This window comes from Burkholderia sp. AU45274, assembly GCF_030482505.1.
In the GTDB taxonomy this organism is placed as follows: Bacteria; Pseudomonadota; Gammaproteobacteria; order Burkholderiales; family Burkholderiaceae; genus Burkholderia.
This window is the reverse complement of sequence record NZ_JAUJQE010000022.1, coordinates 25,814-51,540: the sequence shown is the minus strand read 5'-3', so window position 1 is coordinate 51,540 and position 25,727 is coordinate 25,814. Positions and strand designations below refer to the sequence as shown.

Annotated in this window: 24 protein-coding genes; 11 read left to right on the top strand and 13 right to left on the bottom strand. The window is 68.6% G+C overall.

The features are described from left to right. Nucleotides 1-142 precede the first annotated feature (142 nt). On the bottom strand, nucleotides 143-1,183 hold the full coding sequence (locus tag QZM35_RS37105; RefSeq protein ID WP_301777746.1) for an alpha/beta fold hydrolase: 1,041 nt from the start codon (nucleotides 1,181-1,183) through the stop codon (nucleotides 143-145). 187 nt (nucleotides 1,184-1,370) lie between these two features. On the opposite strand from QZM35_RS37105, the gene QZM35_RS37100 reads away from it, so the two are divergent. From QZM35_RS37100 to QZM35_RS37090, 3 genes are all read left to right on the top strand, one after another. Continuing rightward, the gene (locus tag QZM35_RS37100; RefSeq protein WP_089431281.1) at nucleotides 1,371-2,312 is read left to right on the top strand and encodes a LysR substrate-binding domain-containing protein; all 942 of its coding nucleotides are present in this window, start codon (nucleotides 1,371-1,373) and stop codon (nucleotides 2,310-2,312) included. Between the two features lie 187 nt (nucleotides 2,313-2,499). Beyond that, the gene (locus QZM35_RS37095) at nucleotides 2,500-3,726 is read left to right on the top strand and encodes an MFS transporter (RefSeq protein WP_301777745.1); all 1,227 of its coding nucleotides are present in this window, start codon (nucleotides 2,500-2,502) and stop codon (nucleotides 3,724-3,726) included. Beyond that, nucleotides 3,717-3,839 (top strand): hypothetical protein, encoded by a 123-nt coding sequence (locus QZM35_RS37090; RefSeq protein WP_256976638.1) that lies wholly within the window; start codon nucleotides 3,717-3,719, stop codon nucleotides 3,837-3,839. The genes QZM35_RS37095 and QZM35_RS37090 overlap by 10 nt, the downstream gene beginning before the upstream one ends. 22 nt (nucleotides 3,840-3,861) lie before the next feature. Here the strand turns inward: QZM35_RS37090 and QZM35_RS37085 are convergent, their stop codons facing one another. Next, on the bottom strand, nucleotides 3,862-5,340 hold the full coding sequence (locus QZM35_RS37085; protein WP_089425959.1) for a deoxyribodipyrimidine photo-lyase: 1,479 nt from the start codon (nucleotides 5,338-5,340) through the stop codon (nucleotides 3,862-3,864). A 362-nt stretch (nucleotides 5,341-5,702) separates the two neighbouring features. On the opposite strand from QZM35_RS37085, the gene QZM35_RS37080 reads away from it, so the two are divergent. Together QZM35_RS37080 and QZM35_RS37075 are read left to right on the top strand one after the other, a co-directional pair. Next, nucleotides 5,703-6,182, top strand: coding sequence for an SRPBCC domain-containing protein (locus tag QZM35_RS37080; protein WP_301777744.1), 480 nt, complete (start codon nucleotides 5,703-5,705; stop codon nucleotides 6,180-6,182). 13 nt (nucleotides 6,183-6,195) lie between these two features. Next, nucleotides 6,196-6,648, top strand: a complete 453-nt coding sequence (locus QZM35_RS37075; protein ID WP_301777743.1) for a nuclear transport factor 2 family protein — start codon at nucleotides 6,196-6,198, stop codon at nucleotides 6,646-6,648. Between the two features lie 63 nt (nucleotides 6,649-6,711). On the opposite strand, the gene QZM35_RS37070 is transcribed toward QZM35_RS37075, so the two are convergent. Genes QZM35_RS37070 through QZM35_RS37055 form a run of 4 tightly spaced genes read right to left on the bottom strand, consistent with a single transcriptional unit; the run spans nucleotide 6,712 to nucleotide 10,843 of the window. After that, entirely contained in the window at nucleotides 6,712-7,692 is a 981-nt protein-coding gene (locus QZM35_RS37070; RefSeq protein WP_301777742.1) for an acetyltransferase, read from the bottom strand. Nucleotides 7,693-7,709: 17 nt separating this feature from the next. Next, nucleotides 7,710-8,501 (bottom strand): SDR family oxidoreductase, encoded by a 792-nt coding sequence (locus tag QZM35_RS37065; RefSeq protein ID WP_301777741.1) that lies wholly within the window; start codon nucleotides 8,499-8,501, stop codon nucleotides 7,710-7,712. 42 nt (nucleotides 8,502-8,543) lie between these two features. Then, the gene (locus QZM35_RS37060) at nucleotides 8,544-9,737 is read right to left on the bottom strand and encodes a sulfotransferase (protein WP_089431284.1); all 1,194 of its coding nucleotides are present in this window, start codon (nucleotides 9,735-9,737) and stop codon (nucleotides 8,544-8,546) included. Continuing rightward, on the bottom strand, nucleotides 9,734-10,843 hold the full coding sequence (locus QZM35_RS37055; protein WP_301777740.1) for a DUF1214 domain-containing protein: 1,110 nt from the start codon (nucleotides 10,841-10,843) through the stop codon (nucleotides 9,734-9,736). Before QZM35_RS37055 ends, QZM35_RS37060 begins: the two co-directional genes overlap by 4 nt. A 130-nt stretch (nucleotides 10,844-10,973) precedes the next feature. Here QZM35_RS37055 and cysD point away from each other — a divergent pair, with 130 nt between their 5' ends. The 5 genes from cysD (at nucleotide 10,974) to QZM35_RS37030 (ending at nucleotide 17,875) form a co-directional block, all read left to right on the top strand. Continuing rightward, a complete protein-coding gene (gene cysD / locus QZM35_RS37050; RefSeq protein WP_277396923.1) occupies nucleotides 10,974-11,954 on the top strand; it encodes a sulfate adenylyltransferase subunit CysD in 981 nt (326 codons plus the stop codon). After that, nucleotides 11,954-13,852, top strand: a complete 1,899-nt coding sequence (cysN, locus tag QZM35_RS37045) for a sulfate adenylyltransferase subunit CysN (RefSeq protein WP_301777739.1) — start codon at nucleotides 11,954-11,956, stop codon at nucleotides 13,850-13,852. The genes cysD and cysN overlap by 1 nt, the downstream gene beginning before the upstream one ends. A gap of 129 nt (nucleotides 13,853-13,981) precedes the next feature. Beyond that, the gene (locus QZM35_RS37040; protein WP_089425810.1) at nucleotides 13,982-15,169 is read left to right on the top strand and encodes a helix-turn-helix transcriptional regulator; all 1,188 of its coding nucleotides are present in this window, start codon (nucleotides 13,982-13,984) and stop codon (nucleotides 15,167-15,169) included. A 302-nt stretch (nucleotides 15,170-15,471) separates the two neighbouring features. After that, the gene (locus QZM35_RS37035) at nucleotides 15,472-16,839 is read left to right on the top strand and encodes an MFS transporter (protein WP_301777738.1); all 1,368 of its coding nucleotides are present in this window, start codon (nucleotides 15,472-15,474) and stop codon (nucleotides 16,837-16,839) included. Continuing rightward, nucleotides 16,826-17,875: a beta-propeller fold lactonase family protein gene (locus tag QZM35_RS37030; RefSeq protein WP_301777737.1), complete on the top strand. Its 1,050-nt coding sequence runs from the start codon at nucleotides 16,826-16,828 to the stop codon at nucleotides 17,873-17,875. Before QZM35_RS37035 ends, QZM35_RS37030 begins: the two co-directional genes overlap by 14 nt. 61 nt (nucleotides 17,876-17,936) lie before the next feature. Here QZM35_RS37030 and QZM35_RS37025 read toward each other — a convergent pair whose 3' ends face one another. Then, nucleotides 17,937-18,974: an AraC family transcriptional regulator gene (locus tag QZM35_RS37025; protein ID WP_089431291.1), complete on the bottom strand. Its 1,038-nt coding sequence runs from the start codon at nucleotides 18,972-18,974 to the stop codon at nucleotides 17,937-17,939. 205 nt (nucleotides 18,975-19,179) lie between these two features. On the opposite strand from QZM35_RS37025, the gene QZM35_RS37020 reads away from it, so the two are divergent. Continuing rightward, nucleotides 19,180-20,289, top strand: a complete 1,110-nt coding sequence (locus tag QZM35_RS37020) for a fatty acid desaturase (RefSeq protein ID WP_301777736.1) — start codon at nucleotides 19,180-19,182, stop codon at nucleotides 20,287-20,289. A gap of 9 nt (nucleotides 20,290-20,298) precedes the next feature. On the opposite strand, the gene QZM35_RS37015 is transcribed toward QZM35_RS37020, so the two are convergent. From QZM35_RS37015 to QZM35_RS36990, 6 genes are all read right to left on the bottom strand, one after another. Next, a complete protein-coding gene (locus tag QZM35_RS37015) occupies nucleotides 20,299-20,919 on the bottom strand; it encodes an HAD family hydrolase (protein ID WP_089425816.1) in 621 nt (206 codons plus the stop codon). Between the two features lie 142 nt (nucleotides 20,920-21,061). Continuing rightward, nucleotides 21,062-21,934 (bottom strand): hypothetical protein, encoded by an 873-nt coding sequence (locus QZM35_RS37010; protein ID WP_089425817.1) that lies wholly within the window; start codon nucleotides 21,932-21,934, stop codon nucleotides 21,062-21,064. Nucleotides 21,935-21,985: 51 nt separating this feature from the next. Then, entirely contained in the window at nucleotides 21,986-22,642 is a 657-nt protein-coding gene (locus tag QZM35_RS37005; protein WP_089425818.1) for a TerD family protein, read from the bottom strand. A gap of 100 nt (nucleotides 22,643-22,742) precedes the next feature. Further along, nucleotides 22,743-23,759 carry a DUF475 domain-containing protein gene (locus tag QZM35_RS37000; RefSeq protein ID WP_047852100.1) on the bottom strand — a complete coding sequence of 339 codons (1,017 nt, stop codon included), beginning with the start codon at nucleotides 23,757-23,759 and terminating at the stop codon, nucleotides 22,743-22,745. 44 nt (nucleotides 23,760-23,803) lie between these two features. After that, the gene (locus tag QZM35_RS36995) at nucleotides 23,804-24,550 is read right to left on the bottom strand and encodes a VWA domain-containing protein (RefSeq protein ID WP_174975527.1); all 747 of its coding nucleotides are present in this window, start codon (nucleotides 24,548-24,550) and stop codon (nucleotides 23,804-23,806) included. A gap of 20 nt (nucleotides 24,551-24,570) precedes the next feature. Next, nucleotides 24,571-25,674 carry a toxic anion resistance protein gene (locus QZM35_RS36990; RefSeq protein ID WP_301777735.1) on the bottom strand — a complete coding sequence of 368 codons (1,104 nt, stop codon included), beginning with the start codon at nucleotides 25,672-25,674 and terminating at the stop codon, nucleotides 24,571-24,573. Nucleotides 25,675-25,727 lie beyond the last annotated feature (53 nt).

Below are 25,727 nucleotides of genomic sequence, written 5' to 3'. Positions count from 1 at the left end.
TGTGAAAGGAAACGTCCGATGTTAATCGATCAGATGGTATGGCGACCCGTTGCGGCCCGCCGGCGTCAATGCTGCCGGCACGGGACGCCGCGCTGACGCTCGTCGTTCTCGCGGCAGGCACCGGCGTGACATGGCCGCCCGGTCACCCGTTCGCTGCAACGCCCGGCACGCCGCTGGCGGGCCCACGCCCGCGCGATGCCGGGTGAATCGCATGCACGTTGCCCGGCGCATCGGCCGGCAGCGCGCCGTGTTGCAGCCAGTAGAGCGCGAGCGGCCACAGTGTTTCGGTGAAGCGGCTGTGGAAAAACGCGAAATGGCCGATCGCGTCGACGCCGATGTCGGCCGGCGCGATCCGCAGATGCGTGACGTCGCTGCCCGTGTAGTAGCCGACCAGCCGCTCGATCGCCGCGACCGTGCCGAACCCGTCGTCGTCGAGGCCAATCGCGAGCATCGGCGCCGACAGCCCCGCGAAGCGGGCGGGCAACGCGGCGCGGCTCGCGGCGGGTTCGGCGAGCGGGCCGCTCGTATAGCCCTCCTCGAAGCGTGCCTGCGAGCGCACCCACGACAACGCGACGCCGCGCGGCGTGTCCTCCATCCAGCCGAGCCGCTTCGCGGGCACGTAGCCGAACACGGCCGCGAGCACCGGCATCGCGACGTGCCACTTCCACCACATGCGCCGCCGTTCGGCCGGCCGGTAATCGCGCCAGTACGCATACTGCGCGCCGACCGTCACCGCATGCCGCACGTGGACGTTCGATGCGGCGAGCCCCAGCGCGAACCCGCCGATGCTGTGCGCGACGACGTCGATCGGCTGGCCCGGAAACGCGTCGCGTGCGTAGCGCAGCGCGGCTTCGCAATCGAGCCGCCCCCAGTCGAGCCAGTTCGCGCGCAGCTTCGCGAGCTGCGCCGGGCGCGACCCGCCGATGCCGCGATAGTCGTAGACGAGCACGTCGCGCCCCTGGGCGAACAGCCAGGCCGCGAAACGGAAGTAGTAGTCGCAACGCACCGACGTCGCGCAATTGATGACCGTCACCGGCCGCACGACACTGCCGCCGCGATGGCGCCATACATGGCCGCGCAATGCATAGCCGTCGGCCGCGCGCAGCGTCACCGGCTCGGGCGGCAATGCGTCCGCCGCGCGGGTGCCCTGCGTCATTTCGCTGCCCTCGTTCGAAATCGTCATCGTGTCTCCGGTCCCATGCTTCGCGGTCCGTCCGGGTGAGCGCGTCAGTGCCTGCCCACGTCCATGCTTCGCAGCCGGCCGGGGCGTCGCCCGCCCCATCCTTCACCGCCCGCGCCAGCCTCCATTGAACTTGACGCGCCCCGCGTTCTCAACCAATCTTGCTGCTCCGTTCGCATGAGTCACGCGCATGTCAACGCCGCTCGTCCGTCTCCCGTCGCTCGACCTCGTCCGCGGTTTCGTCGCCGTCGGCCGCCGCATGAGCATCACGCTCGCAGCGCAGGACCTCTGCGTCACGCAATCGGCGGTCAGTCGCCAGGTACATGCACTCGAAGCGCACCTCGGCGTCGCATTGCTGCAGCGCGGCTACCGGAAGATCGCGTTCACGCCGGAAGGCGAGCGGCTGTTTCGCGTCGCGGATGCGGCACTGCACGGGCTGCAGGACACCATCGCCTCGCTCGCGGCCACGCGCGAGCGCCAGCCCGTCACGATCACCGCCAGCATCGGCGTCACCGCGCTGTGGCTGCTGCCGCGGCTCGGGCGGCTGCAGGCGCGCCTGCCGGAGATCGACCTGCGCGTCGCCGCGAACGACAAGGTACTCGATTTGCGCGCCGAAGGCATCGACCTCGGCATCCGCTATTGTCCGCGCGACCGCGCGCCGGCCGGCGCGCTGCGCCTGTTCGACGAGATCGTCGTGCCGGTCGCGCATCCGGCGCTCGCCGCGCGGCCTGTCACGAACGCGGCCGCGATCGCCGACCACGTGCTGCTCGAATTCGACGGGCCGCCGCAGCCGCAATTGCAGTGGCGCGCGCACCTGCACGCGGCCGGGCTCGGCGACGCGCGCCCGAAAGGCGTGCTGCGCTTCAACCAGTACGACCAGGTGATCCAGGCGGCGATCGCGGGCCAGGGCGTCGCGCTCGGCCGGCTCGCGCTCGTCGCGCCGATGCTCGCGGACGGGCGGCTCGCAGTGCTCGGGCCGCACACGCAGGCGCTGACGGATGCGTACGGCTACTGGCTGTTCCAGCACGATCCGGCCCCGCGCCGCGAAGTCGCCGACGTGCGCGACTGGATGCTCGCCGAAGCGGCCGAATGCGATACCGCGATGCGTGCGCACGGCGCGGCGTCAGCGTAAGCCGGCGCGGCCTTTGCGAACAAACCTGACCGCTGCCGGGCGCCTGCGCCCCACTCCGCGCGCCCCACATCGCATTCCTGCCACGCATGCCAACCTGACCGAATGATCGCTTGAGCGACGACGGGCACGATCGTCTAATCGGATCGAGCGCGGCCGTGTTGCCGCGCGCCTTCATCCGGAGACACGCATGACCCCGATCGAGCAGGAAGTCCGCCGCCGCTGGCTGCCCGTCCTGGCCGGCGGCCTGATCATGGGCGCCGCGCTCGGCATCCGCCACGTGCAGGGCCTGTTCCTCGCGCCGGTGTCGCTCGACCACGGCTGGTCGCGCGAAGCGTTCGGGCTCGCCCTCGCGCTGCAGAACCTGATCTGGGGCGTCGCGCAGCCGTTCACCGGGATGGTCGCCGATCGCTTCGGCTCGCTGCGCGTGATCGTCGCCGGGATGCTGCTGTATGCGGCCGGGCTCGTCACGATGGCGCATGCGGCGACGACCGGCATGTTCACGGTCGGCGCCGGGCTCGTGATCGGCATCGCGCTGTCGGGCTCGGCGTTCGCGTCGATCTATGGCGCGCTGAGCCGCCTGTTTCCGCCCGACCGCCGCGGCTGGGCGCTCGGCGTCGCGGGCGCGATCGGCGGGCTCGGCCAGTTCTGCATGGTGCCCGTCGCGCAGACGCTGATCGGCGGCATCGGCTGGCGGCACGCGTTCATCGCGCTGGCGCTCGTCGCGGCGCTGCTCGCACCGCTCGCCCTGCTGCTACGCGACCGACCCGCGCGGGCTGCCGCCGCCGGCCCCGACCAGTCGATCGGCGAAGCCGTGCGCGAGGCGTTCGCGCATCGCGGCTTCTGGCTGCTGAACGCGGGCTTCTTCGCATGCGGCTTCCAGCTCGCGTTCATCGCGACGCATCTTCCCGCGTACCTGCTCGACCACGGGCTGCCGGCACGCCACGCGAGCGTCGCGCTCGCGCTGATCGCGCTGACCAACGTGGCCGGCACCTATGCGTGCGGCCATCTCGGCGGGCTGCTGCGGCGCAAGTACGTGCTGTCGGTGCTGTACCTCGTGCGGGCGCTCACGATGGCCGCGTTCGTCGCAGCCCCCCTGTCGCCCGCGAGCGTCTACGTGTTCGCGGCCGTGATGGGATTCACGTGGCTCGGCACCGTGCCGCTGACGAATGGCGTGATCTCGCAGATGTTCGGCGTGCGCTACATCGCGACGCTGTTCGGCTTCGTGTTCTTCGGGCACCAGCTCGGCAGCTTCTTCGGCGTCTGGCTCGGCGCGGTGGTGTACGACGCGACGCATTCGTACATGCCGCTGTGGATCGGCTCGATCGCCCTCGGCGTACTCGCGGCGTTGCTGCACCTGCCGATCAACGACGCGCGCGTCGCGCGCCCGGCATCGGGCAACGCGGCATGGGCATGATCCGCGCGGCGCTGGCCGCCGGCACGCTCGCGTTCGTCGCGTGGTGCGGCGCGGCCTATTTCAGTTCGGGCGTCGTGTACGCGCTGCTCGAACACGTCGCGTTCTGCAATTGATGCGGCCGTCCGGCGCGTGCGGTCAGCGGCGCTTCGGCAACGCCGCCAGCGCATCGAGCGCACGAGCACGCGCGGCCGCATGCTCGACGAGCGGCGCCGGGTAATCGACGCCGAGCCGCACGCCGGCCGCGTCGAGTTCCAGCGGCGACGCTTCCCACGGCGCGTGGATCGATGCGTTGTCGAGGCCGGCAAGCTCGGGCACCCAGCGCCGCACGTACGCGCCGTCCGGATCGAACTTCTGCCCCTGCGCGACCGGATTGAAGATGCGGAAATACGGCGCGGCGTCGGCGCCGCAGCCGGCCACCCACTGCCAGCTCGCCGCGTTGTTCGCGGGATCGGCGTCGACCAGCGTGTCCCAGAACCACGCTTCGCCCGCACGCCAGTCGAGCAGCAGGTGCTTGATCAGGAACGACGCGACGACCATCCGCACGCGGTTGTGCATCCAGCCGGTCGTCCACAGTTCGCGCAGGCCCGCATCGACGAGCGGATAGCCGGTCAGCCCGCGCTGCCATGCGCGCAGCGCGGCGGGATCGTCACGCCACGGCATCGCGTCGAACTGCGCGCGGAAGTTGTCGGTCGCGAGCGCCGGGAAGTGGTACAGCAGCGTGTAGCTGAATTCGCGCCAGCCGAGTTCGCTCAGGAATTTGTCGGCGTCCGCGGCAACCGCCGCGCCGCCTGCGCTCGCGGCACCCTGCACCGCGTGCCACACCTGTCGCGGCGACACGTTGCCGAAGCGCAGGAACGGCGACAGCCGGCTCGTCGCGGGACGGTCGGGAAGATCGCGCGCGTCCGCATAGCCGGCGAGCGATGTCGTCAGGAACGCGTCGAGCTGCGCGTGCGCGCCGGCTTCGTCGGGCATGGGCCACGCATCGCGCAGGCCGCCGGCCCAATCCGGCGAATGCGGCCGCAACGCAAGCGCGTCAAGCGCCAGCGCGCGGTCACGCAGGGTTTTCGGCCACGGATGAAACGCGATCCGCTCGGGTTCCGGCAGCGGCGCGGCGACCGTGCGATCCCGTCGCGCCGCACGCCAGTACGCGGTGAACACCTGATACGGGGTGCCGCCGCCCGTCAGCACCTCCCACGGCTCGTTCAGCAGGCTGCCGTTGCTGCTCTCGACCGTGACACCGCGCGCCTTGAGCGAGGCCTTCAGCGCCGCGTCGGCGTCGCGCTGCGGTTGCGCGTAGCGGCGGTTCCAGTACACGGCTTGCGCGCCCGTGTCGTGCACGATGCGCTCGATCTCGCGCGGCGCGTCGCCGCGCAACAGCAGCAGGCGCCCGCCATGACGCGCGAGCGCCGCGTCGAGCCCGGCCAGCGACCCGTGCAGCCACCAGCGCGCCGCGCCGCCGAGCGTTCGTCCGGCGCCGTCGCCCGTGTCGTCGACGAATACGCAGATGAGCGGCCGGCCAGATTCCACCGCGCGCGTCAGCGCGGGCTGATCGGTCACGCGCAAATCGTCGCGAAACCAGACGATCACGGGAGCAATGGACGACTTGGCGGACACGGGCACCTCGAAGACGAAAGCGGAAAGAGACCCGTATTGTCGCGGCTGCGCTGCGTGGTGTCGACGTTCTGCGTGCATGATGCGCCGGCGCGCCCCTGCCGCCGACCGTCGCGGCGATCGCACCACCCTGCCGCCCCGGTGAAACGCCTTAGTCCATTCCGACGATTCTTCGCCGCGTGCGCCGGCCTACGCTCGATGTCGGGTGCGCTGCGCTGCGCGGCACGTGCCGGCGAAAACGCCCCCGCACGTCCCGAGCCACACCCGTCACGCGCGCCGACCGATACCGGCGCGACTCCTTGCGACTGCCGCGACGCGTCCCGCCACCCGGGTAGGCGCGGTTTCATCCGATCCGATACATCGCCATGACCAAACCCTCGAATCTCGTCACCTCGATCACCGTCGACATCGACGCACCGGCCTCCGTCGTCTGGGAAGTGCTGATCGACTTCCCGCGCTACGGCGAATGGAACACGTTCTGCGTCGGCTTCGAAACGACCGGCAGGCTCGGCGATTTCGTGCACATGCAGGTGCGCATCCCGGGCACGGAGACCGTGATTCCCGTCAACGAGATCCTCGTCGCGTACGAACCCGAACGCCTGCTGTCGTGGGAGCAGCGCCCGACCGACGACAACAAGGACGCCGCGCGCCGCGACCAGTACATCGACGCGATCGGCGCGGAGCGCTGCCGCTATTTCACGACCGACCAGTTCCTCGGCGTCAACGCGGACACGATCATGCAGAACCACGGCGCTTGGGTGAAACAGGGGTTCGACCAGTGCGCGCGCGACGTGAAGCAGCGCGCCGAAGCGCTCCACGCGGCACGCCGGCGCAACGGCGCGTGACCGGGAGCCGCCGGTGCCCGATCTGCAAACGCTGTCCGACCATCACGACATCCGCGAGTTGATCGTCGCGTATTCGAGCGCGATCGACACGCGCGACTTCGACGCGCTCGACGCGGTGTTCACCCCTGATGCTGCAATCGACTATCGCGCGATGGGCGGCATCGCCGGCCGCTATCCGGAGGTGAAGGCGTGGCTGCGCACCGTGTTGCCGCAGTTTCCGCAGTACCAGCACATGGTCGCCAACCTGTCGATCCGGCTCGACGGCGATACCGCACGCGGCCGCACGATCTGCTTCAATCCGATGGAAGTCGCGCTGCCGGACGGCGGCACGCAGGTGATGTTTCTCGGGCTGTGGTACGTCGACCGGTTCGTGCGCACCGCGCAAGGTTGGCGCATCGCCGAGCGCGTCGAGGAACGCTGCTACGGTCACAACGTGCCGGCCGTGCTCGCGGGCGCGACCGGTTGATCCATTCGCGATGCGCGCGTCGTGCGCAGGTGCACGGCGCACGCATCGTCGCAGCCCGCTGCGTCAATCGAGCCTGAACGCGGCCTCGAATCGCTCGGCAAATGCGTCGAACTCGGTTTCCGGCAGATGGTTGATGCCGCCCGCGCGCTTGCGCCCGCCGCCGGTCGGAAAGCCGCGACAGAATTCGTCGGCGCCGAGCGGCCGGCCATCGGGCACGCGCACGCTGACGACGAGCCCGCCGTCCGCGCGCGGCGACAGCACTGCGAGCGCCGCATGCGGCGCGTTGCGCATCCGCTCGTTCGCGAGCATGCCGGTCGCGCGCCGCGCCCACGGATGATCAGGCATCCGGACCAGCGTCGCACCGGGCACCTCGCGCAGCGGCGCGAGTGCGCACGCGCGCGCCATGTCGTCGCGGTAGCCGTCGCGCAGCGCGGCGAACACGGTTGTCGCGCGCACGAAATCAAGCGGGTCGACGCACGGCAGCATCGCATCGGCGAGCGCGGCCGGGTCGAAATGCAGATCGCCGACACACTCGCCGTACGCGTTGTAGTTCAGGTAGAGCCCGAGTTCGGCGAGCGTGTCGCGTTGCGCCTCGTCGATCCCGTGCTCACTCGCCAGCGCGTGGCCGAGCGCCGGCAACTCGTCGCCGAACGCCGCGACGATCGCCCAGCGCACGTGCCGGCCGTCGAGATAGCGGTTCACGATCGCGCTCGTGCACACGTCGGCCGCCGTGTCGATATGCGCGTCGAAGCGCGGATCGTCGGGCAGTTCACCCGCGAAGTGATGGTCGAAATAGCGGACCGTCGCGCCGTCGCGCAGCAGCCGCGCACACGCGTCGCGATTCTGGTCGTGCGACACGTCGAGCACGGTGACGATGTCGCCCGCCCGCGCGTCGATCCGCTCGAGCAGCTTGATGTCGCGTTTCACGCCGGTCACGAGCGTGCCGTGCACGCCCTCCGCGAGCCGCAGCTGCTGAAGCGCGCACAGCCCGTCCGCGTCGCCGTTGAATGCAAAGAAGTGTCGTGTTTCGTGGTTGTCCTGCATGATCCTTTGCTCCATCGTCAGGGCATGAAATCGCCGCCATTCGCGTCGAGCGTCGCGCCCGTCACCGCATTCGCATAGTCCGACGCGAGGAACAGCGCCGCGCGCGCGCAGTCGTCGTCGGTCGGCAGCTTCGCGAGCGCGATGCTCGACGCGATCGGCGCGATGACCTGCTCTTCCGTCATGCCGTACTCGGCAGCCGCCTGCCGGAAATACGTCTGGGTCGGCACGCCCCACATCCACCCCATGTGGATGCTGTTCGCGCGAATGCCGTGCACGCCGAGTTCGCGCGCCAGGTATTTTGCCGCAACCGCGAGCGCCCCCTTCGATACAGCGTAGCCGCCTTCCCCTGCAAACGGCTTGCGGGTCGCCTGCGTGTTGATCATCACGATCGCGCCGCGCTTGTGCCGCTTCATGTGCGGCACGACTTCCTGCGTGAGCGCCATCGTGCCGAACACGTTGGTGTCGAACACCGCACGCCAGCCGTCGAGGTCGGCCTCCTCCACCGGTTCCGGAAACGTGCCGTGCACGAATGCGCTGTTCACGAGCGCGTCGATCCGGCCGAAGCGCTCGACGGCCTGCGTCGCGAGCTGGCGGCATTGTGCACGGTCGGTGATGTCGGTCTGCACCTTCAGCACATCGCAGTCGACGCCGAGCGCATGGATTCGCGCTTCGGCATCGTCGAGCTTTTCGAGGGTGCGCGCCGCGACGACCACGCCGCGCGCACCCTCGCGCGCGGCCTCGGCGGCGAGCTTCACGCCGAGCCCCGGCCCGATTCCGGAAATCACGACGATCTTGTCCTTCAGCAACATGGGTTGTCTCCTGGTTGTCGTTGATCTCGCGAGCAATGGCCGTCAGCCGGCTGCCCGCAGGTGCCGCGCGCGATACGCGGCGAAGTCGCGCGCGAGCTGTGCATCGGTGAAGCCGAAGCGCGCGATCGAATAGTCGTGCGGGGCGCGCTTGTCGCGGCCGTTGCGCGCCATCCAGTCCGTCATCGCCGTGCGCTGCCGCGCATCGAGCGGCATCCCGGCAAACGCGTACACGGCCTCGGCAACGCCGAGCGGATTCGACACCGTGTCCTCGAAGCGCACGTCGAGGAAGCGGTCGGCCGGCAGCGCATCGCGCGCGGCCATCGCCGCACCGATCGCGCGTGCCATCCCCGCGTTCCACTGCGCACCGACGGCAAGCGGATCCGGATCGTCCGCATACATCTGCCACAACGTGTGCGCCATGCTCGCCATCGACGGAATCGTCTGCGCCGGATCGCGATGCGTGAGCACGACCTGCGCACGCGGAAATACGCGGCACAGCACGTCGAGCGCATGCAGGTGCTGCGGCGTCTTCAGCAGCCAGCGCGCAGCCGGCGCGACGCCGCGCTGCGCCTTTTGCCATTGCAGGAACTGCAGCATCCGCCTCAGGTACGTATAGACCGGCGTGAGATCCTGCCGCGCGAGCCACGCGGTGTAGCGCGGCACGTTCGCATACGAATCCATCGCGCACACGAACGCATGCTCCATCAGCATGAACTCCTCGTCCGCGAGCATCGCATCGAGCGGATGGATCGTCAGGATCTGCGGAATGCAGTCGATCATCGTCGCGACCTCGGCCCGCGCACGCGCGATGCGCACCGTCGGCTCGGCGAGCGTCTCGCCTGCAAGCGGCGCCGGGTAGCGGGTTTCCCACCACGCGGCCGCATGGAAGCGCGGGTCGACGGCCAGCAGGCGCTGCAGCAGCGTCGTACCGGTGCGCGGCAGGCCGACGATCACGAGCGGATCGTCGATCGCGATCTCCGCGATTTCCGGATGACGCCGGAAGTAATCCTCGATGACGAGCCGGTTCACGAGCTGGCCGACGAGCTTCTCGCGCATCATCTCCGCGCCGCGTGCGGACAGCTTCGCTTCGTCGATCAGCGACGCGCACATCACGTCGAGCGCTTCGCGATACGGCCCGTCACCGAATGCGGTCAGTCCGCCCGCGCGCGACACGGCTTCGGCGATCAGCCCGTCAGGCGCGAGCAGCGTGCGGGTTCGATCCAGCGGCGCGTTCATGCGGCCTCCTTCAGCGTCGCGAGCTTCACCACCCGCGTGCGCGGATGCACCGGCTGCGCGGCGCCCACCCAGCGCCAGCAGATCGTGCCGGTGCGATGCCCGGCCGTATCGAGCCAGTTCGCATCGCCCGGCCGTGCGGCCGCGACGACCACCGTCACGCCGCCGTCCGCATTCAGCCGCACGCTGTGCTTGTTCACGCAGATATCGAAGTGCCGGTAATCGAGCGATTCCATCCAGTAGTTGTTGAGCTGCACGTTCCAGAAGTCGCAGTCGGGTACCGTGTCGACGTCGATCACGAGTGCTTCGTCATCGGCCAGCGACCAGCACGAGTGGTAGTAATAGATGTTCGGATCGCCGCCGACCGACTGGCACAGCGCCTGGTCGGCGGGCGGCAGCGCATTCACGTGCGACCGGTAGCTCGCGGCCCAGTCCGCGAACAGCTTCGACGTCTGCTCGACGAACTGCGCGGCGCGCGTGAGGCCGCCCTGCAGCACGAGCGGGTCGAGCGGCGCCGGGCGATCGTCGGCGCCGATGCGCTCGATCTTCAGTTGTGCCGGCGTTTCCGCGCGCCGGTCGAGGAAGGTCTGGCGCACCAGCAGCGCGTTGGTGCCCGGCTCCATGCGCACCCAGTTGCCCGCACGCGGCGTTTCGCTCAGCACGATCTCGAAGCTGCCGTCCGGCGCGATATCGAGCTGCTTCGCGTCGAGAAAGCCCGTCTGCAGCATCTTGCCGTCGGTCTCGTAGCCGCCCTTCTGCGTGCCGAAGCTCAGGTAGGCCACCGTGCCGCGCCGCCCCGTCACGCGATATTCGCAGCGGCCGTCGAGACGCGCGTACTGGTACAGGTTGTCGGGATTGTCGGCGCCGATCTTCGCGGTCTCGTGCGACGGCGAGAAAAAGCCCGGCCACGCACCGTCCGCGAACTCGACGTGCATCTCGAGCGCGATGCGCATCAGCCTGCTCAGGTAGCGGAATCCTTCCGCGCGCGTCAACGGATCGTCCGGCGCCTCGGCGCGCAGGATCTGTTCTCCGCTGCGTTTCAGGGTGTCGCAGAAGTCGGCCCAGGTCTGGCCCGAAAGCAATTGCGTGGCACGTTTGTCGTCCGTCATGTGTCGTCTCCGCCGATGGTCGAGCGCTCACCTTAAGCGTCGCCGTCGCGCGCCACTTCGTCCGGGTGGACTAAGGAAAGATCCGCGTCACCGCCGTGCCGCGGCTTAGTCCACCCGGACGAAGATCGGCATGCCGCTCGCCCGATACCGTCGGTGTCATGCACGAAACGCCGCACATGTCGCGCGGCGCCGGCATGAAACAAGGAGACGAACGATGTTGACCCACTTGGAGCGGCTGGAGGCCGAAAGCATCCACATCATGCGCGAGGTGGTCGCCGAGAGCGAGAACCCGGTGATGCTGTACTCGATCGGCAAGGACAGCTCGGTCATGCTGCATCTCGCGATGAAGGCGTTCTACCCGGCGAAGCCGCCCTTTCCGCTGCTGCACGTCGATACGACCTGGAAATTCCGCGAGATGATCGCGTTTCGCGACGAGACGGCCACGCGCCTCGGCCTCGACCTGCGTGTGCACATCAACCCTGAAGGCATCGCGAACGGCATCGATCCGTTCACGCACGGCTCGGCCGTGCACACCGACGTGTGGAAGACGCAGGGGCTCAAGCAGGCGCTCGATCACTACGGCTTCGACGCCGCGTTCGGCGGCGCCCGCCGCGACGAGGAGAAATCGCGCGCAAAGGAGCGCATCGTGTCGCTGCGCTCGGAACAGCACCGCTGGGACCCGAAGCGCCAGCGCCCCGAACTCTGGTCGCTGTACAACGCGCGCAAGCGCAAGGGCGAAAGCCTGCGCGTGTTCCCGATCTCGAACTGGACCGAGCTCGACATATGGCAGTACATCCAGCTTCACGACATCCCGATCGTGCCGCTCTACTTCGCGAAGGAACGGCCCGTTGTCGAACGCGACGGCGCGCTGATCATGGTCGACGACGAACGCCTGCCGCTGCGCGAAGGCGAAGTGCCGCAGATGCGCAAGGTGCGCTTTCGCACGCTCGGCTGCTATCCGCTGACGGGCGCGATCGACAGCGACGCGACGTCGCTCGACGACATCCTGCAGGAGATGCGCGAGACGCGCACGTCCGAACGGCAAGGACGACTGATCGACAGCGATTCGGCCGGTTCGATGGAAAAGAAGAAACAGGAGGGATATTTCTGATGGCACACGTTCTCACCGCGCCCGAGGCAAGCGCCGCCGACGAAGCGCACGCACCAACCCAGGACCTGCTGCGCTTCATCACGTGCGGCAGCGTCGACGACGGTAAGAGCACGCTGATCGGCCGCCTGCTCTACGAATCGAACATGCTGTTCGACGACCAGCTCACGCAGCTCGAGGCCGATTCGAAAAAGGTCGGCACGCAAGGCGGCGAACTCGATTTCGCGCTGCTCGTCGACGGCCTGTCGGCCGAGCGCGAGCAAGGAATCACGATCGACGTCGCGTACCGCTTCTTCGCGACCGCGCGACGCAAGTTCATCGTCGCCGACACGCCCGGCCACGAGCAATACACACGCAACATGATCACCGGCGCGTCGACCGCCGATCTTGCCGTGATCCTGATCGATGCGCGCAAGGGGGTACTCACGCAGACGCGCCGCCACAGTCATCTCGTCGCGCTGATCGGCATCAAGCGCGTGGTGCTCGCGATCAACAAGATGGACCTGGTCGACTACGACCGCGCCGTGTTCGAGCGCATCGACGCCGACTATCGTGCGTTCGCGGCCGAGCTCGGGCTGGCGGAGATCGTCAGCATCCCGATGTCGGCGCTGCGCGGCGACAACGTGATCGCGCCAAGCGCGCGGATGCCGTGGTACGCGGGCCCGACGCTGATGCAGCATCTCGACACGCTGCCGCTCGCCGCGCGCGTGACCAGCGACGAACCGTTCCGGCTGCCGGTGCAGTGGGTCAACCGCCCGCACCTGAACTTCCGCGGTTACGCGGGCAGCATCGCATCGGGCGAGGTCCGCGTCGGCGAGCGCGTGCGCGTGCTGCCGTCCGGCAAGGAGAGCCGCGTCGCGTCGGTGATCACGCAACGCGGCGAAAGCGACCTCGCGCGCGCCGGCGAAGCGGTGACGCTCACGCTCGCCGACGAGATCGACATCAGCCGCGGCGACATGATCGCGCGCGCGGATGCGCCGCCCGAGGTGGCCGACCAGTTCGAGGCGACGCTCGTGTGGATGCACGACGCGCCGCTGCTGCCCGGCCGCCCGTATCTCGTGAAGCTCGGCACGCAGACGGTCGGCGCGACCTGCGCGACGCCGAAGTACAAGATCGACGTGAACACGCGCGAGCATCTCGCGGCGCGCACGCTCGCGCTCAACGAGATCGGCGTGTGCAACCTGAGCCTCGACCGGCCGGTCGCGTTCGACCCATACGACCGCAACCGCCACACGGGCGGCTTCATCGTGATCGACCGCGTCACCAACGACACGGTCGGCGCCGGGATGCTGCACTTCGCGCTGCGCCGCGCGCACAACGTGCACTGGCAGGCGGTCGACGTCGACCGCGCCGCGCGTGCCGCGCAGAAGGCGCAGACGCCGCGGATCGTGTGGCTGACGGGCCTGTCGGGCGCCGGCAAGTCGACGATCGCGAATCTCGTCGAGAAGCGCCTGCATGCACTCGGCAAGCACACGTACCTGCTCGACGGCGACAACGTGCGGCACGGGCTCAATCGCGATCTCGGCTTCACCGAGGCCGATCGCGTGGAGAACATCCGGCGCGTCGCCGAAGTCGCGCGGCTGATGCTCGACGCGGGGCTCATCACGCTCGTGTCGTTCATCTCGCCGTTCCGCGCGGAGCGCGACATGGCGCGCGCGCGGGTCGGCCCCGACGAGTTCGTCGAAGTGTTCGTCGACACGCCGCTCGCGGTGGCCGAAGAGCGCGACCCGAAGGGCCTGTACAAGAAGGCGCGGCGCGGCGAGCTGAAGCACTTCACGGGCATCGATTCGCCGTACGAACCGCCCGCGCAGCCCGAACTGCGCGTCGACACGGTCGCCGAGTCGCCGGAAGAAGCGGCCGATCGGATCGTCGCGTACCTGCTGCGCGAGCGCGCGGCGTAAGCGCCGCAAGCGGGCAGCCCGGCGGTTGCCGGCCTGCCCGCGTCGCCTACTCCGTTCGGATGACGCGGGCCGCCGGGCGGCCGGTATGCTGGTCCGGGAATCCTTCATCCCGACCAGGAGAACACGAGCATGCCCATCGCGCTGGCGCCCGGCGACCCGGCCGCGCACGACGGTTTCGACGACGCGGCGTGGACGGCGCGCGAACTCAGCGCGTGGCTCGGGCTCGTCTATCAGGGCCCGTCAGAGACAACCCCGTGGGCCGGCTTCCTCGAAGCGGTCCGCGCGCGGCTCGACGCGCGCTTCACGACGCTGGTGCTGCGCAACCCCGGCGGCGCGCGGCACGGGCTCATCATCAACGCGTCGGCGCATGGCCCGCTGCTGCCCGGCGAGCCGTCGTACAGCGAGCAGTTCTACGCGCTGTGCCCGTTTCTCGACCAGCCGCCCGGCCAGGTCTTCACGGCCGACCGGCTGTTCGGCGAAACCGCGTGGCGCGCGCACGATTTCTACCGGCAGTACCTGCAGCCGCTCGACCTGCGCTACATCCTCGGCGCGAACCTGCGTGGCGAACGTGGCGTCGAATGCGCGTTCTTCGTGAGCCGCGCGCACGGCGGCCGCGATTTCGACGCGGCCGAGCGCGCGCAGGTCGCGACGCTGCTGCCGCACCTGCAGCGGGCGGTCGAGCTGCACGCGGCGTTCGACGTGCTCGATGCCGAACGCGCGCTGTATGCGGGCACCGTCGACCGGCTCGACGTCGGCACCGCGATCGTCGACGAGGACGGCCGCGTGATCAAGCGCAACCGCATCGCCGAGCGGCTGATCGAGCAGCAGGACGGGCTGTGCGTGCGCCAGGAGCGGCTCCACGCATCGTGCCCGCTCGACGAGCGCCGGCTGCAGAAGGCGCTGCAGGCCGCGCTCGAGCATTTCCGTGCGGGCGCGCTCGCGCGCATCGAAGCCACCACGCTGTCGCGCCCCGGCGGCGCGATGCCGTTGAGCGTGCTGCTGCGCCCGCTCGCGCCCTACCGCGGCGCCGAGGACCGCCAGCATCGGCCAGCCGTCGCCGTGTTCGTCCGCGATCCGGCGTCGTCGCCGCAGACGTCGCGCGACATGCTGCACCGGCTGTTCCGGCTCACGCCGATGGAAACCGAAATCGCGCTGCTGCTCGTCGACGGGCTGACGCTCGACGAAGCGGCCGCCGCGACCGGCATCACGAAGAACACCGCACGTGCGCACCTGCGCGGCATCTTCGCGAAGACGGGCGCCACACGGCAGGCCGTGCTCGTGAAGACGCTGCTCAACAGCGTCGTGTCGATGGCGTAGCAAAGGCGACGGCAGCCGCCGGACGGGCGGCCCGTCCGATGCCCCCCGCGCGCAGTGCGGGCCGCGACCGAAGACGCGGCAATGGGCGCCTACCCGTCTCATGTCATACGTCATCAGACATGAACGAGTCACTGACGCTCCTCATGAAATTCCCCAATTTCTGGGCAATTTCCGGGTAAACCCGCGACGTCTTCATCGACACTCAGGCGTACCATGTCATACGACGACATACTACACAAACGGCCACCCGGATGCCGACGCGGGCCACCGCCCCGTCCGCCGCCGCCCGACCGGAGACACGCTTGAACCCGCCCTCGCCCGCCCTGTCCGGACGCGACCCGCTCGCGTCCGCCGTCTCGAAAGTGAAGTGGCACGTGCTGCCGCTCGTGCTGATCATGTTCATCGCGAACTACATCGACCGCGTGAACGTCGGCTTCGTCGATCGCCACCTCGAGGCGTCGATCGGCATCGGCGCGGCCGCGTACGGCCTCGGCGCCGGGCTGTTCTTCGTCGGCTATGCGCTGTTCGAGGTGCCGTCGAACCTGCTGATGCAGCGCTACGGCGCACGCATCTGGCTGGCCCGGATCATGGCGACGTGGGGCATCGTCGCGGCCGCGATGGCGTTCGTGTGGAACGACACGTCGTTCTACGCGCTGCGCTTCCTGCTCGGCGCGGCCGAGGCCGGCTTCTTCCCCGGCGTCGTGCTGTACCTGTCGCAATGGCTGCCGCCGCAGGAGCGCGGCAAGGCGATGGCGATCTTCCTCGGCGGCTCCGCGTTCGCGTCGGTGCTGTCCGGGCCCGTTACCGGCGCGCTGCTGTCGATCCGCGGTTTCGGCCTCGAAGGCTGGCAATGGATGTTCCTGATCGAAGGGCTGTTCTCGGTCGCCCTGTGCGGCGCGAGCTGGCTGCTGCTGAAATCGCATATCCGCGACGCGACCTGGCTCACGGCCGAAGAACGCACGGCGCTCCAGAACGCGCTCGACGACGAGCGCGCGACGCGCGACGTCCGCTCGAACGTGCCGGTGCGCGCCACCGCGCTGCTGCGCGATCCGCAGATCATGCTGTTCTGCTTCCTGTATTTCTCGATCCAGCTGACGATCTACGCGGCCACGTTCTGGCTGCCGACGATCATCCGCAAGATGGGCGGGCTCACCGATTTCCAGGTCGGCCTGTACAACACGATTCCGTGGATGATCGCGATCGGCGCGATGTACGGCTTCGCGGTGCTGTCGTCGAAGTGGAGGCATCCGCAGCGCTGGCTCGCGGTCGCGCTGGTGCTCGCCGCGTGCGGGCTGTTCGCGTCGACGTCGCGCGATCCGGTATGGTCGTTCGCGTCGATCTGCTTCGCCGCACTCGGCTTCAAGGCCGCCTCGTCGCTGTTCTGGCCGATCCCGCAGGGCTATCTCGACACGCGCGTGGCCGCGGCCGTGATCGCGCTGATCAACTCGGTCGGCAACCTCGGCGGCTTCGTCGCACCGACGGCGTTCGGCTATCTGAAGCAACATACGGGTTCGATCACGGGCGGGCTGTATGCGCTCGCGGTCGCTTCGCTCGTCGCCGCGGTCGCCGCGCTGTTCGCGCGCACGCACCGGCGCAGCGATCCGCCGCGCGGCCTGCCGGCCGACGCGTCCTTCACGAACGCTTCGATGCTCCGCCATGCCGAACACTGACCGCCTGACCGTCGTCGTCTCGAATGCCGCCGACGGCGACCTCGCCACCTTCTCGCTCGCGGCCAACGGCACGCTTGCGCCGCTCACCCGCTATCCCGCGGCCGACGTCGCGATGCCGATCGCCGTGCCGGCCGATCGTGCGCGGCTCTACGTCGCGACGCGCGGCGAACAGCCGACGATCGTCGCGTTCCGCGTCGTGGCGGCCACCGGCGCGCTCGTGCGCATCGGCACCACCGCGATCGACGCGAGCCATGCGTACCTGTCGCTCGACCGCAGCGGCCGCTGCCTGCTCGGCGCGTCGTACGGCGGGAATTCGCTGAGCCTCTACGACGCCGCGCGCGTGCGCGACGGCGACGGCACGCCGCTGCAGGTCACGGGCGGCATCGCGAACGCGCACGCGGTGATCGTGTCGCCGGACAACCGTTTCGCATACGTCAGCTCGCTCGGCTCGGATCGCGTGTTCAGCTTCGCGCTCGCCGAGGACGCAGCCGGCCTGCGCGCGCTCGAACACGGCGAAACGCGCGTGCCGGCCGGGTTCGGCCCGCGTCACCTGCAATTCGCGGATGACGGCCGCACGCTCGTCGTCGTCAGCGAATTCCAGGCCACGCTTGCGACGTTCGCGCGCGACCCCGACACCGGCCGGCTCGGTGATGCACATGTGAGCGCGCGCCATCCGGCCGTCGCCGAACTCGCGCAAGGCCATGCGCGGCCGCCCGCGCCCACCGAACCGTCCGTCTGGGCCGCCGACCTGCACCTGACGCCCGACGAGCGTTTCGCCTATGTCAGCGAACGCACGTCGAGCCGCCTGCTCTGCTATCGCCGCAGCGAAGACGGCACGTTCGAACCCGCGCACGCGACCGCCACCGAAACGCAGCCGCGCGGGTTCGCGATCGACCCGTCGGGACGCTGGCTCGTCGCCTGCGGCGAACAGTCTGAATTCGTGTCGGTGTATGCGATCGCGCCGGACGACGGCGCCCTGTCGCCGCGCGCACGCGTGCCGGGCGGACGTGGGGCGAACTGGGTCGCGATCGTCTGAAGCCGTGACACGCGGCGCATGCCGCAGCAGGCCCGCCACGCAGGCCGGTGCGTAACCGCGTTCAGCGCCGCTCGCTCGGCGCGACGCCCGTCCAGCGCTTGAACGCCCGCGTGAAATTGGCGCGATCCGTATAGCCGACGCGCGCGGCGATCTCGTCGACCGGCAGCCGCGTGCCTTCGAGCAACCGCAGCGCGTCGCGCAACCGGATCTCGTCGAGCAGCGTCGAATAGGTCGCGCCGTACTCGGCGAGCTTGCGCTTGAGCGTGCGCGCCGACACATGCAGCTCGCGCGCGACGTCATCGACCGACGGATAGCCGCCCTCACCGCAAATCAGCAGGTTGCGCACGCGCTCGACGATGCTTTCCGCATAGCCGAGCCGCGCGAGTTCGGCCTCGCACTGCTGCACGATCATCTGCGCGGTGTGCGCGTTCGCGGTGCCGATCGGCTCGTCGAGCAACGCGGCATCGCAGCGGATGCGGTTCGCGCTCGCGTCGAAATGACAGCGCGGCAGCCGCGCGCGATAACGCTCGAACCACGGCGGCTCCGGCCATTCGAAATGGAGTTCGGCACGCGACTGCAGTGTGCGCCCCGGCACCGGATGCAGCAGCGAGTTGAACAGGATCGCCGTCTCGACCAGGAAGTTCTCGACCGCGAACTGGCGCAACCGGCCGAGCGGAAACGCTTCGAACACGTCGATGTCGACGATTCCGTCGAGTTGCGCGAGCCGCACCGAGAAGAACGGCACGCGCGTCGGCAGGTAGCGGATGCCGAGCGCGATCGCCTCGCCGAGCGTCGCGCAGCTCATCAGCCCGAAGCCGATCAGTCCCGCTTTCGTCAGGCTGCTGCGCAGGCCGATCTCGATCGCGATCGACGGGTCGTCCGTCGCGTCGAGCAGGTTGAACACGATCGCTGCCTGCTGCAGCGGCGTGATGCGCGCATCGGGCTGCGCGAGCCGGTCGCGCTCGACGCCCGAACCGGCCAGCACGCGGCCGCCGTCGATGCCGCGCTCCTCGGCCAGCATCAGCATGAACAGCGCATACGCGGACGACACCGTCGCCTTGTTCAGCTGGCGCGCGGCATCCGGGACGGACAGGACCATGCGGCGGACTCCGGAGCGGTTTCGGCGGATTGTAGCGTCGCTGGCCCGCAATGACACCGGGGCGTGACTCTAGCCGCGCCGGTCGGCCATCGTGGCCCGAAATGACACCACCATTGGCACCCGCGGCCCTCGCGCGCGGCCCGGTGCGCACCTATGCTTGTCACATCGGCATTGCGCCCCACCCTTTCCGCAGGAATCCCGGTCGATGAGCCAACCCGCACGAACCGCCTTTCGCCACGACGCGGACAAGGTCGCGTACGTCCGCCGCGAGGTCAACGCCGCGAGCGACGCGATTCGCGCGCGCTTTCCGCTGCTCGACAACCAGAACCTCGTCGGCGCGACCGTGATGGCCGTCTCCGTGAGCGCGATGCTCGCGATCGCGTGGCTCTATGCGCGCGGATCGATCGCTTGGTACGTCGCGCTGCCGCTCGCCGCGTTCGTCACGTCGCTGATCCACGAGCTCGAGCACGACCTGATCCACCTGATGTACTTCAAGAAGACGCCGTGGGCCTATCACCTGATGATGGCGCTGTGCTGGCTCACGCGGCCCGGCACGATCAACCCGTGGACGCGGCGGCGCATGCACCTGCATCACCACAAGGTGTCGGGCGGCGAATCGGATCTCGAGGAATTCGGCATCACGAACGGCGAGCGCTGGGGCGTGAAGCGCCTGCTGATGATCGCGGACGGCATGCTCGCCGTCGTGCTGCGGCCCACCGCGATGCGCCGCAAGGTGAAGCAGTACGTGGCCGCGCAGCCGGTGCAGGATCCGTCCGAGCGCCTGCAGTTGCGCGTCGAGCAGGTGTCGTCGTACATGCCTGTCGGTCACGTGTACTACGTGCTGTGGCATGCGTTCATCGTCTATCACGTCGGCCTGTTCGCGCTGCGTGCGTTCGGCTACCCGGTGACGGCGCCGGCCATGGTCGAGCGCGTGATGAGCGTCGTCGATTTCCTCGCCGTGGTGTGGCTCGGGCCGAACTTCGTGCGCAGCTTCTGCATCAACTTCGTCAGCTCGAACATGCATTACTTCGGCGATATCGATTCACGCAACGTGATCCAGCAGACGCAGGTGCTCAACCCGTGGTGGATGCTGCCGTTCCAGCTGTTCTGCTTCAACTTCGGCAGCACGCACGCGATCCATCACTTCGTGGTGCGCGACCCGTTCTACATCCGCCAGCTGACCGCACGCACCGCGCATGCGGCGCTGCGTGAAGTCGGCGTGCGCTTCAACGACGTCGGCACGTTCGCGCGGGCGAATCGCTGGGGCAGTTATCGTGCGGCGCGCGGCACGCGCCAGGCTCAGGCCGACGCGTAACGCACCACCTCAAGCGCCGATCGGCGGCATCGGCCCTTGCCCGCGGATCCACGACCAGTTCGCGAGCTCGGCCATTTCCTTGTCGCCACGGCTGTCGCCGTACGCGAACAATTGTTTCGGCGGCCGGTCGCCCCACCACCCGCGCAGCCGCACAACCTTCTGCGGCCCCCAGCAGTTTTCGCCGTCGAGCCGGCCGGCGAAGGCGCCGCGCTCGAATGCCAGCCGCGTCGCGAGCACCGCATCGAAGCCGGCCGTCTTCGCCCACTTCTCCAGATACAGCGACGGCGACGCGCTCACCAGCACGACTTCGTGCCCGCGTGCCCGATGCTCGCGGATGCGTTCGAGCATTTCCGGGCGCACGAGGCTCGGCAGATAGGTGTCGACGAACGTGCGCGCCTGCGCATCAAGCGCATCCTCGCGCACCGGCCCGAACGCGAACGATGCGAATTTCGCTTTCGCGTCGCCACGCGACAGCAGCCCGGCCTTCATCGCAATGATCCACGGCAGCGCGCGCAATCCGGCCCACGCGAAGCGCGGCGTGCCGACCGCATAGCGGACGAAATGGCGAAAGCTGTCGGTCGTCGTGATGGTGCCGTCGAAATCGAATGCGGCAACGATGCGGTCAGTCATGGAGAATCGGCGGGAAAGCGATGAGATGCCCGGGAAGATAGCAGACTCGGGCCAGCGCACGTGAAATGGCGTGACGCGACGTGGCCTGCGCAGCGAACACGCGCGCCGCAGCGCACGCGTTCGTGCCCGTCGCGCCGTGTGCTCAGCGCTGCGGCCGCGCCGCCAACGCCGCCGGCAGCACGACGTTCATCAGATGATCGGCGCGCGACAGCAGATCGGTCACGCGCTCGTCGAGCCCGCGCAATTGCGCGGGTTGCATGCGGATCTGCTGCACCGCCTGCCCGACGATGTTGCGGCGGTCGAACAGCGTGCGCTCGACACCTGCATCGTCCGGCGCGCGCACGACGTCCGACACCGCACTCAGCGCCGCGAGCACGACCACGAGGTTTTCTTCCGCATGGCGGACCTTCGCGGCGAGTTCTTCGGTACGACGCGGGAAGAAGCCGAGCGACTGCTTGAGCGCCCCGATCGCCGCGCGGTAGTCGACATGGCCCGTCGCCGCGCCGAACCAGCGCTCGAACATGCCCGCCTTGCGTGTCGCCTGCGCGAGCATGCCGGCCATCATGTCGGCCGCACCGAGCTCGTTGAATTCGCGCGTCGTGGCCGCCACGGCTTCGACGAGGTTGCCCGCCGTCTCCAGCGCGCCGTCACCGATCGTCGCGATCGTCGCGAGCTTGAGCGGCACCAGTTGCCGGATGTGCCGCTCGATGCGCGGCGCGTAGTCGGGATAGAGATTCGGGAAACTGGCCTGCGCGGCGCGGAAGCACGCTTCGAGCTGCGGATGGTTCGATTCGCCGAACACCGCACGGCCGACCGCCTCGGCCGGCGCCGTGCGCACGGTCTTGCCGGACGCGGGCGCCGGCCCGAAGTCGAGCGCCTGCGGCGCCGGCCGCTCGGGCCCGCGTGCAACCGGCGCCGCGGCCGCGGGCGGCGCGTCGAACGCAAGACGCCCGGGCGTGCGCTCGGGCGTCGTATCGAACTCGAGCCGCTTCGGCTCGTCGGACGGATTCGTCATCGCTGCTTCCTGCCCGGCGCGGCGGTATCCCGCCGGCCGGGCTGCCGCCAGTCAGACCGCGCCGCCGTACGCGCGCACGAAGTCGCCCAGGCCACGGTTGTAGCCGGCGCCGACCGCCTTGAACATGAAGTGACCGTCGCGGCGATAGAAGCTGCCGACCTGCACCGACGTCTCCATCGAGAAGTCTTCCTCGAGCGCGTACTTCGCGATCACCGCGCCCGACACTTCGTCGGCGATCTGGATGTAGCTGTTGCGCACCTGGCCGAAATTCTGGCGACGCGCTTCGGCCTGGTCGATCGTCACGACCACCGAGATTTCCTCGATGTCCGCGGCCAACTTCGTCATGTCGATGAAGATCACCTCGTCGTCGCCGTCGCCGCTGCCCGTGCGGTTGTCGCCGCTATGCACGACGCCCAGGCACTTCGACGCGGGCATCCCGCGCTTCGGGAAATCGTCGCCCGGCTGGATGAACGTGTCCTTGCGCTCCATCGTGCGCACTTCGCTGTTGTAGAACACGAAGTGCTGATCCGAGATCAGCTTCGGATTGCTCTGCGCGTCGTACTTGCACAGGAACACCGACACGTCGAGATCGAAGTCCGTACCCGTGTCCGTGGCGTTCGCATCCCAACCGAGACCGATGCGGAACTTCTGCGTGCCGGGCGCTTCCTTCGACAGGTTGACGCGACCGCCTTTCGACAAATTGATCATCTGAACCTCTTCTGCTGGAACCGCCGTTGTGCCGGCGGCAATGCCGGGCCGCCCTGCGCGGCCCCTCGTTGATGGTGTTCGACCCGCGCGCGACGCCAGGTCACTCGCCCGCTACAGCCGTGCGGTCTTCCTTGCGTTGCACGACGATCGACGACCACACGGCCGCCGCGATCATCGCCGCACCGACCAGGCCGGTAATGACCTCGGGCACCTCGAACTTCACGCCGAGGAACATGATCGTTGCGAGCGCACCGATTGCCCAGAACGCGCCGTGCTCGAGATAGCGGTATTGCGCGAGCGTGCCCTTCTTCAGCAGCACGAGCGTCATCTCCCGGATATACGCCGCACCGACGCCGAGGCCGAGCGCGATCAGGAAAATGTTGTTCGACAGCGCGAACGCACCGATCACGCCGTCGAAGCTGAACGACGAATCGAGCACTTCGAGGTACATGAAACCCGCGACGCCCTCGCGCACCACGCGCGTACCCGTCTCCTCGCCGCCGATCAGATCGCCGATGCCGTGCGCGATCACGAAGCTGATCACGCCGAACGCCCCCGCGAGCAGGAAGGCCACCTGCTCGGCTGCCGGCACGTAGAGCGACGCGACGATGACGATGGCGAGCGTCAGTGCCACTTCCAGCGCCGTGATGCGGCCGAGGTGGCTCATCGGGCCTTCCAGGAAGCCGATCCAGTGCTCGTCCTTGCCGGTGTCGAGCATGAACTTGAAGAACACCATCAGCAGGAACGCGCCGCCGAATGCGGATACCTGGTGATGCGCGGACGTGAGGATCGACGCGTACTGCGCCGGCGACTCGATCGCGAGCTTCAGCGCGTCCCACATGCCGATGTGGCCGATCACCGCGACGATCAGCAGCGGGAACACGAGCCGCATGCCGAACACGGCGACCGGCAGGCCGAACACCATGAAGCGGTTGCGCCACTTCTCCGACCAGTTCTTGAGCACCGATGCGTTGACGACCGCGTTGTCGAGCGACAACGAAATTTCGAGCACCGACAGGACCGCGACGATCAGCATGTCCTTCACGCCGCCGAGGAGATAGGCCGCGATCAGCGCGAGCACCGTGAGCGACAACGGGATCTTGAAGTCTTTCAACATGATGGGGGTAATCGAGTTCGGGATAAAAGGCGGGCGGGCTGCGCTTACTTCGCGCGCACCCAGTCGCAGAATTCCTGCGTGATCAGCTGTTCGTAGATCTGTTCGTCGCTGACGTCGAGCGATTCGAGATGCAGGAAGCCGACGTTCGGCATCTCGTCCGCGACTTCCGCGAGGAAGCCGAATTCGCTCGGATCGCCGACGCCGACGAGCGACCAGTACAGCGGGTAGTGCTGCGACTCGGCGAGCAGCTGGCGCACGCGCTTGCGGTCGTTCTTCGGGTTCTGGCCGTCGGTGACGAACAGCACCCATGCGGGCAGATGGCCGTTCACCGGCGCGGCGGCGGCCGGCGCGGGCGCCTCGTCCGCGCCGCCGAACAGCCGGCTCAGGAAGCCGCGCTTCTCTTCGCGCTTCGGCGACGGCGCCGGCGCACGGAAGAAGAAGTCGACGATGTCGTTCATCACCGGTGCGTACTGCGTGCCGCCCCACTTGTCGATCCGCGCGTTGAGCACATGATCGGAAATATACGAGCCGTAGTTGTCCGGCGTTGCGGTCGGCAGGCGGTCGTAGCCTTCGGTGAAGGTCCACGTATCGACTTCGCCGTTGTCGTCGAACTTCAGTGCGATGCCGAGAATCCGGTCGTGCGTGTCCTGGATCACGCCCGACTGGTACAGCGGCTTCGCGGAGCCGGAGATGTCGAGCGCCGCGCCGACGCGCACGACGGGCGGCTTCAGGATCTGGCGTTTTTCGAGGACGATCGCGACCTTCGCCGCGCGTTTCTCAAGCGTAATCATGCGGTGTTCTCTCGGTTCTTTCAGTTGTGCTTCGGAGCGAATCGGGTGATCAGGTCCTGTTCGAGCTGGCGCAGGCGCGGTGCGTCCTGCTCACGCTGGCGACGGCCGTCGGCGATGATCTGCGTGATGTCGTCGAATGCGCCGAACAGCTGCTGCTGCGCGTATTCGAACGTGTCGGTCGAGATCACCGGGCGCTGGCTCAGCTTCGCGACTTCCTGCGCGTTCTGGCGGTTCAGGTCGGCCTGCGCGCGGATCGCCTCGTCGGCCGCGTCGTACGTCGCATTGGCGAGCGCCGCCGCGCGCTTCGTGCTGAGCTGCTCGAGGTAGAGCGCGAACGCGTTGGTCCACGCGGGGATCAGCACGGTCTTGATCGTCATGAACTTCGACGTCAGCGTGCGTTTCTGGTCCTGCTCCATCCGGATCTGCGGCGCGAGCTGCTTCGACATCAGCATCGCGCGATCGAGATCGTCGAGCTTGCTTTCGAGCGCGTCGACCTTGCGCTTCACGTCGAGCAGGCGCTGTGCGGCAAACGCGTCGTCCACCGGCTGCTGGCCGGCCGCGAGATGCGCACGCAGCGTCGCGAGCGCCGTTTCGCCGTGCGCCTTCGACTGCGCGAGCTCCTGGTGCAGCGCGTAGTTGTCGTTGTACATCCGCTCGAGCTCGTCGATGCCGGCCTTCTGGCGCTGCGCATGGTTCTCGAGCTCGACGACGAGCGTGTCCATCCGCTTGCTCACCGACTCGTATTGCGACAGCAGCTTCTCCTTGGTCGAGCGGAACAGCCGCGTGACCTGGGTGAGCAGCCCGCCCTTGTCGGCGCCGCGCGGGTCGAGCCCCTTGGCGGTCGCGATCAGTTCGTTGAGCTTGTCGCCGAACTGGTCGGCATCCGCCGCGCGGACGCTCGCGAGAATCTGCTGGGAGAAGGCCGCGATCCGCGTGCCCTGCGTCGCGCCGAGCTGGTCGATCTCGTCGACGGTGATCAGGCGGACGTTCTCAGTCGGGCGTGCCGCCGGCGTGGCAACGGCGGCGGCAGGCACGATGACGGGCGCTGCAACGGGTGACGAAGACGGGGTGGAAGAACGATCGCTGACCGCATCGGAATTCTTGTCGTCGAAGAGCGGCTTCATGTGGCTACCACGTTTCCTTTTCTGCTTTCTGCTGCGTGTTGTCATGCGCGCGA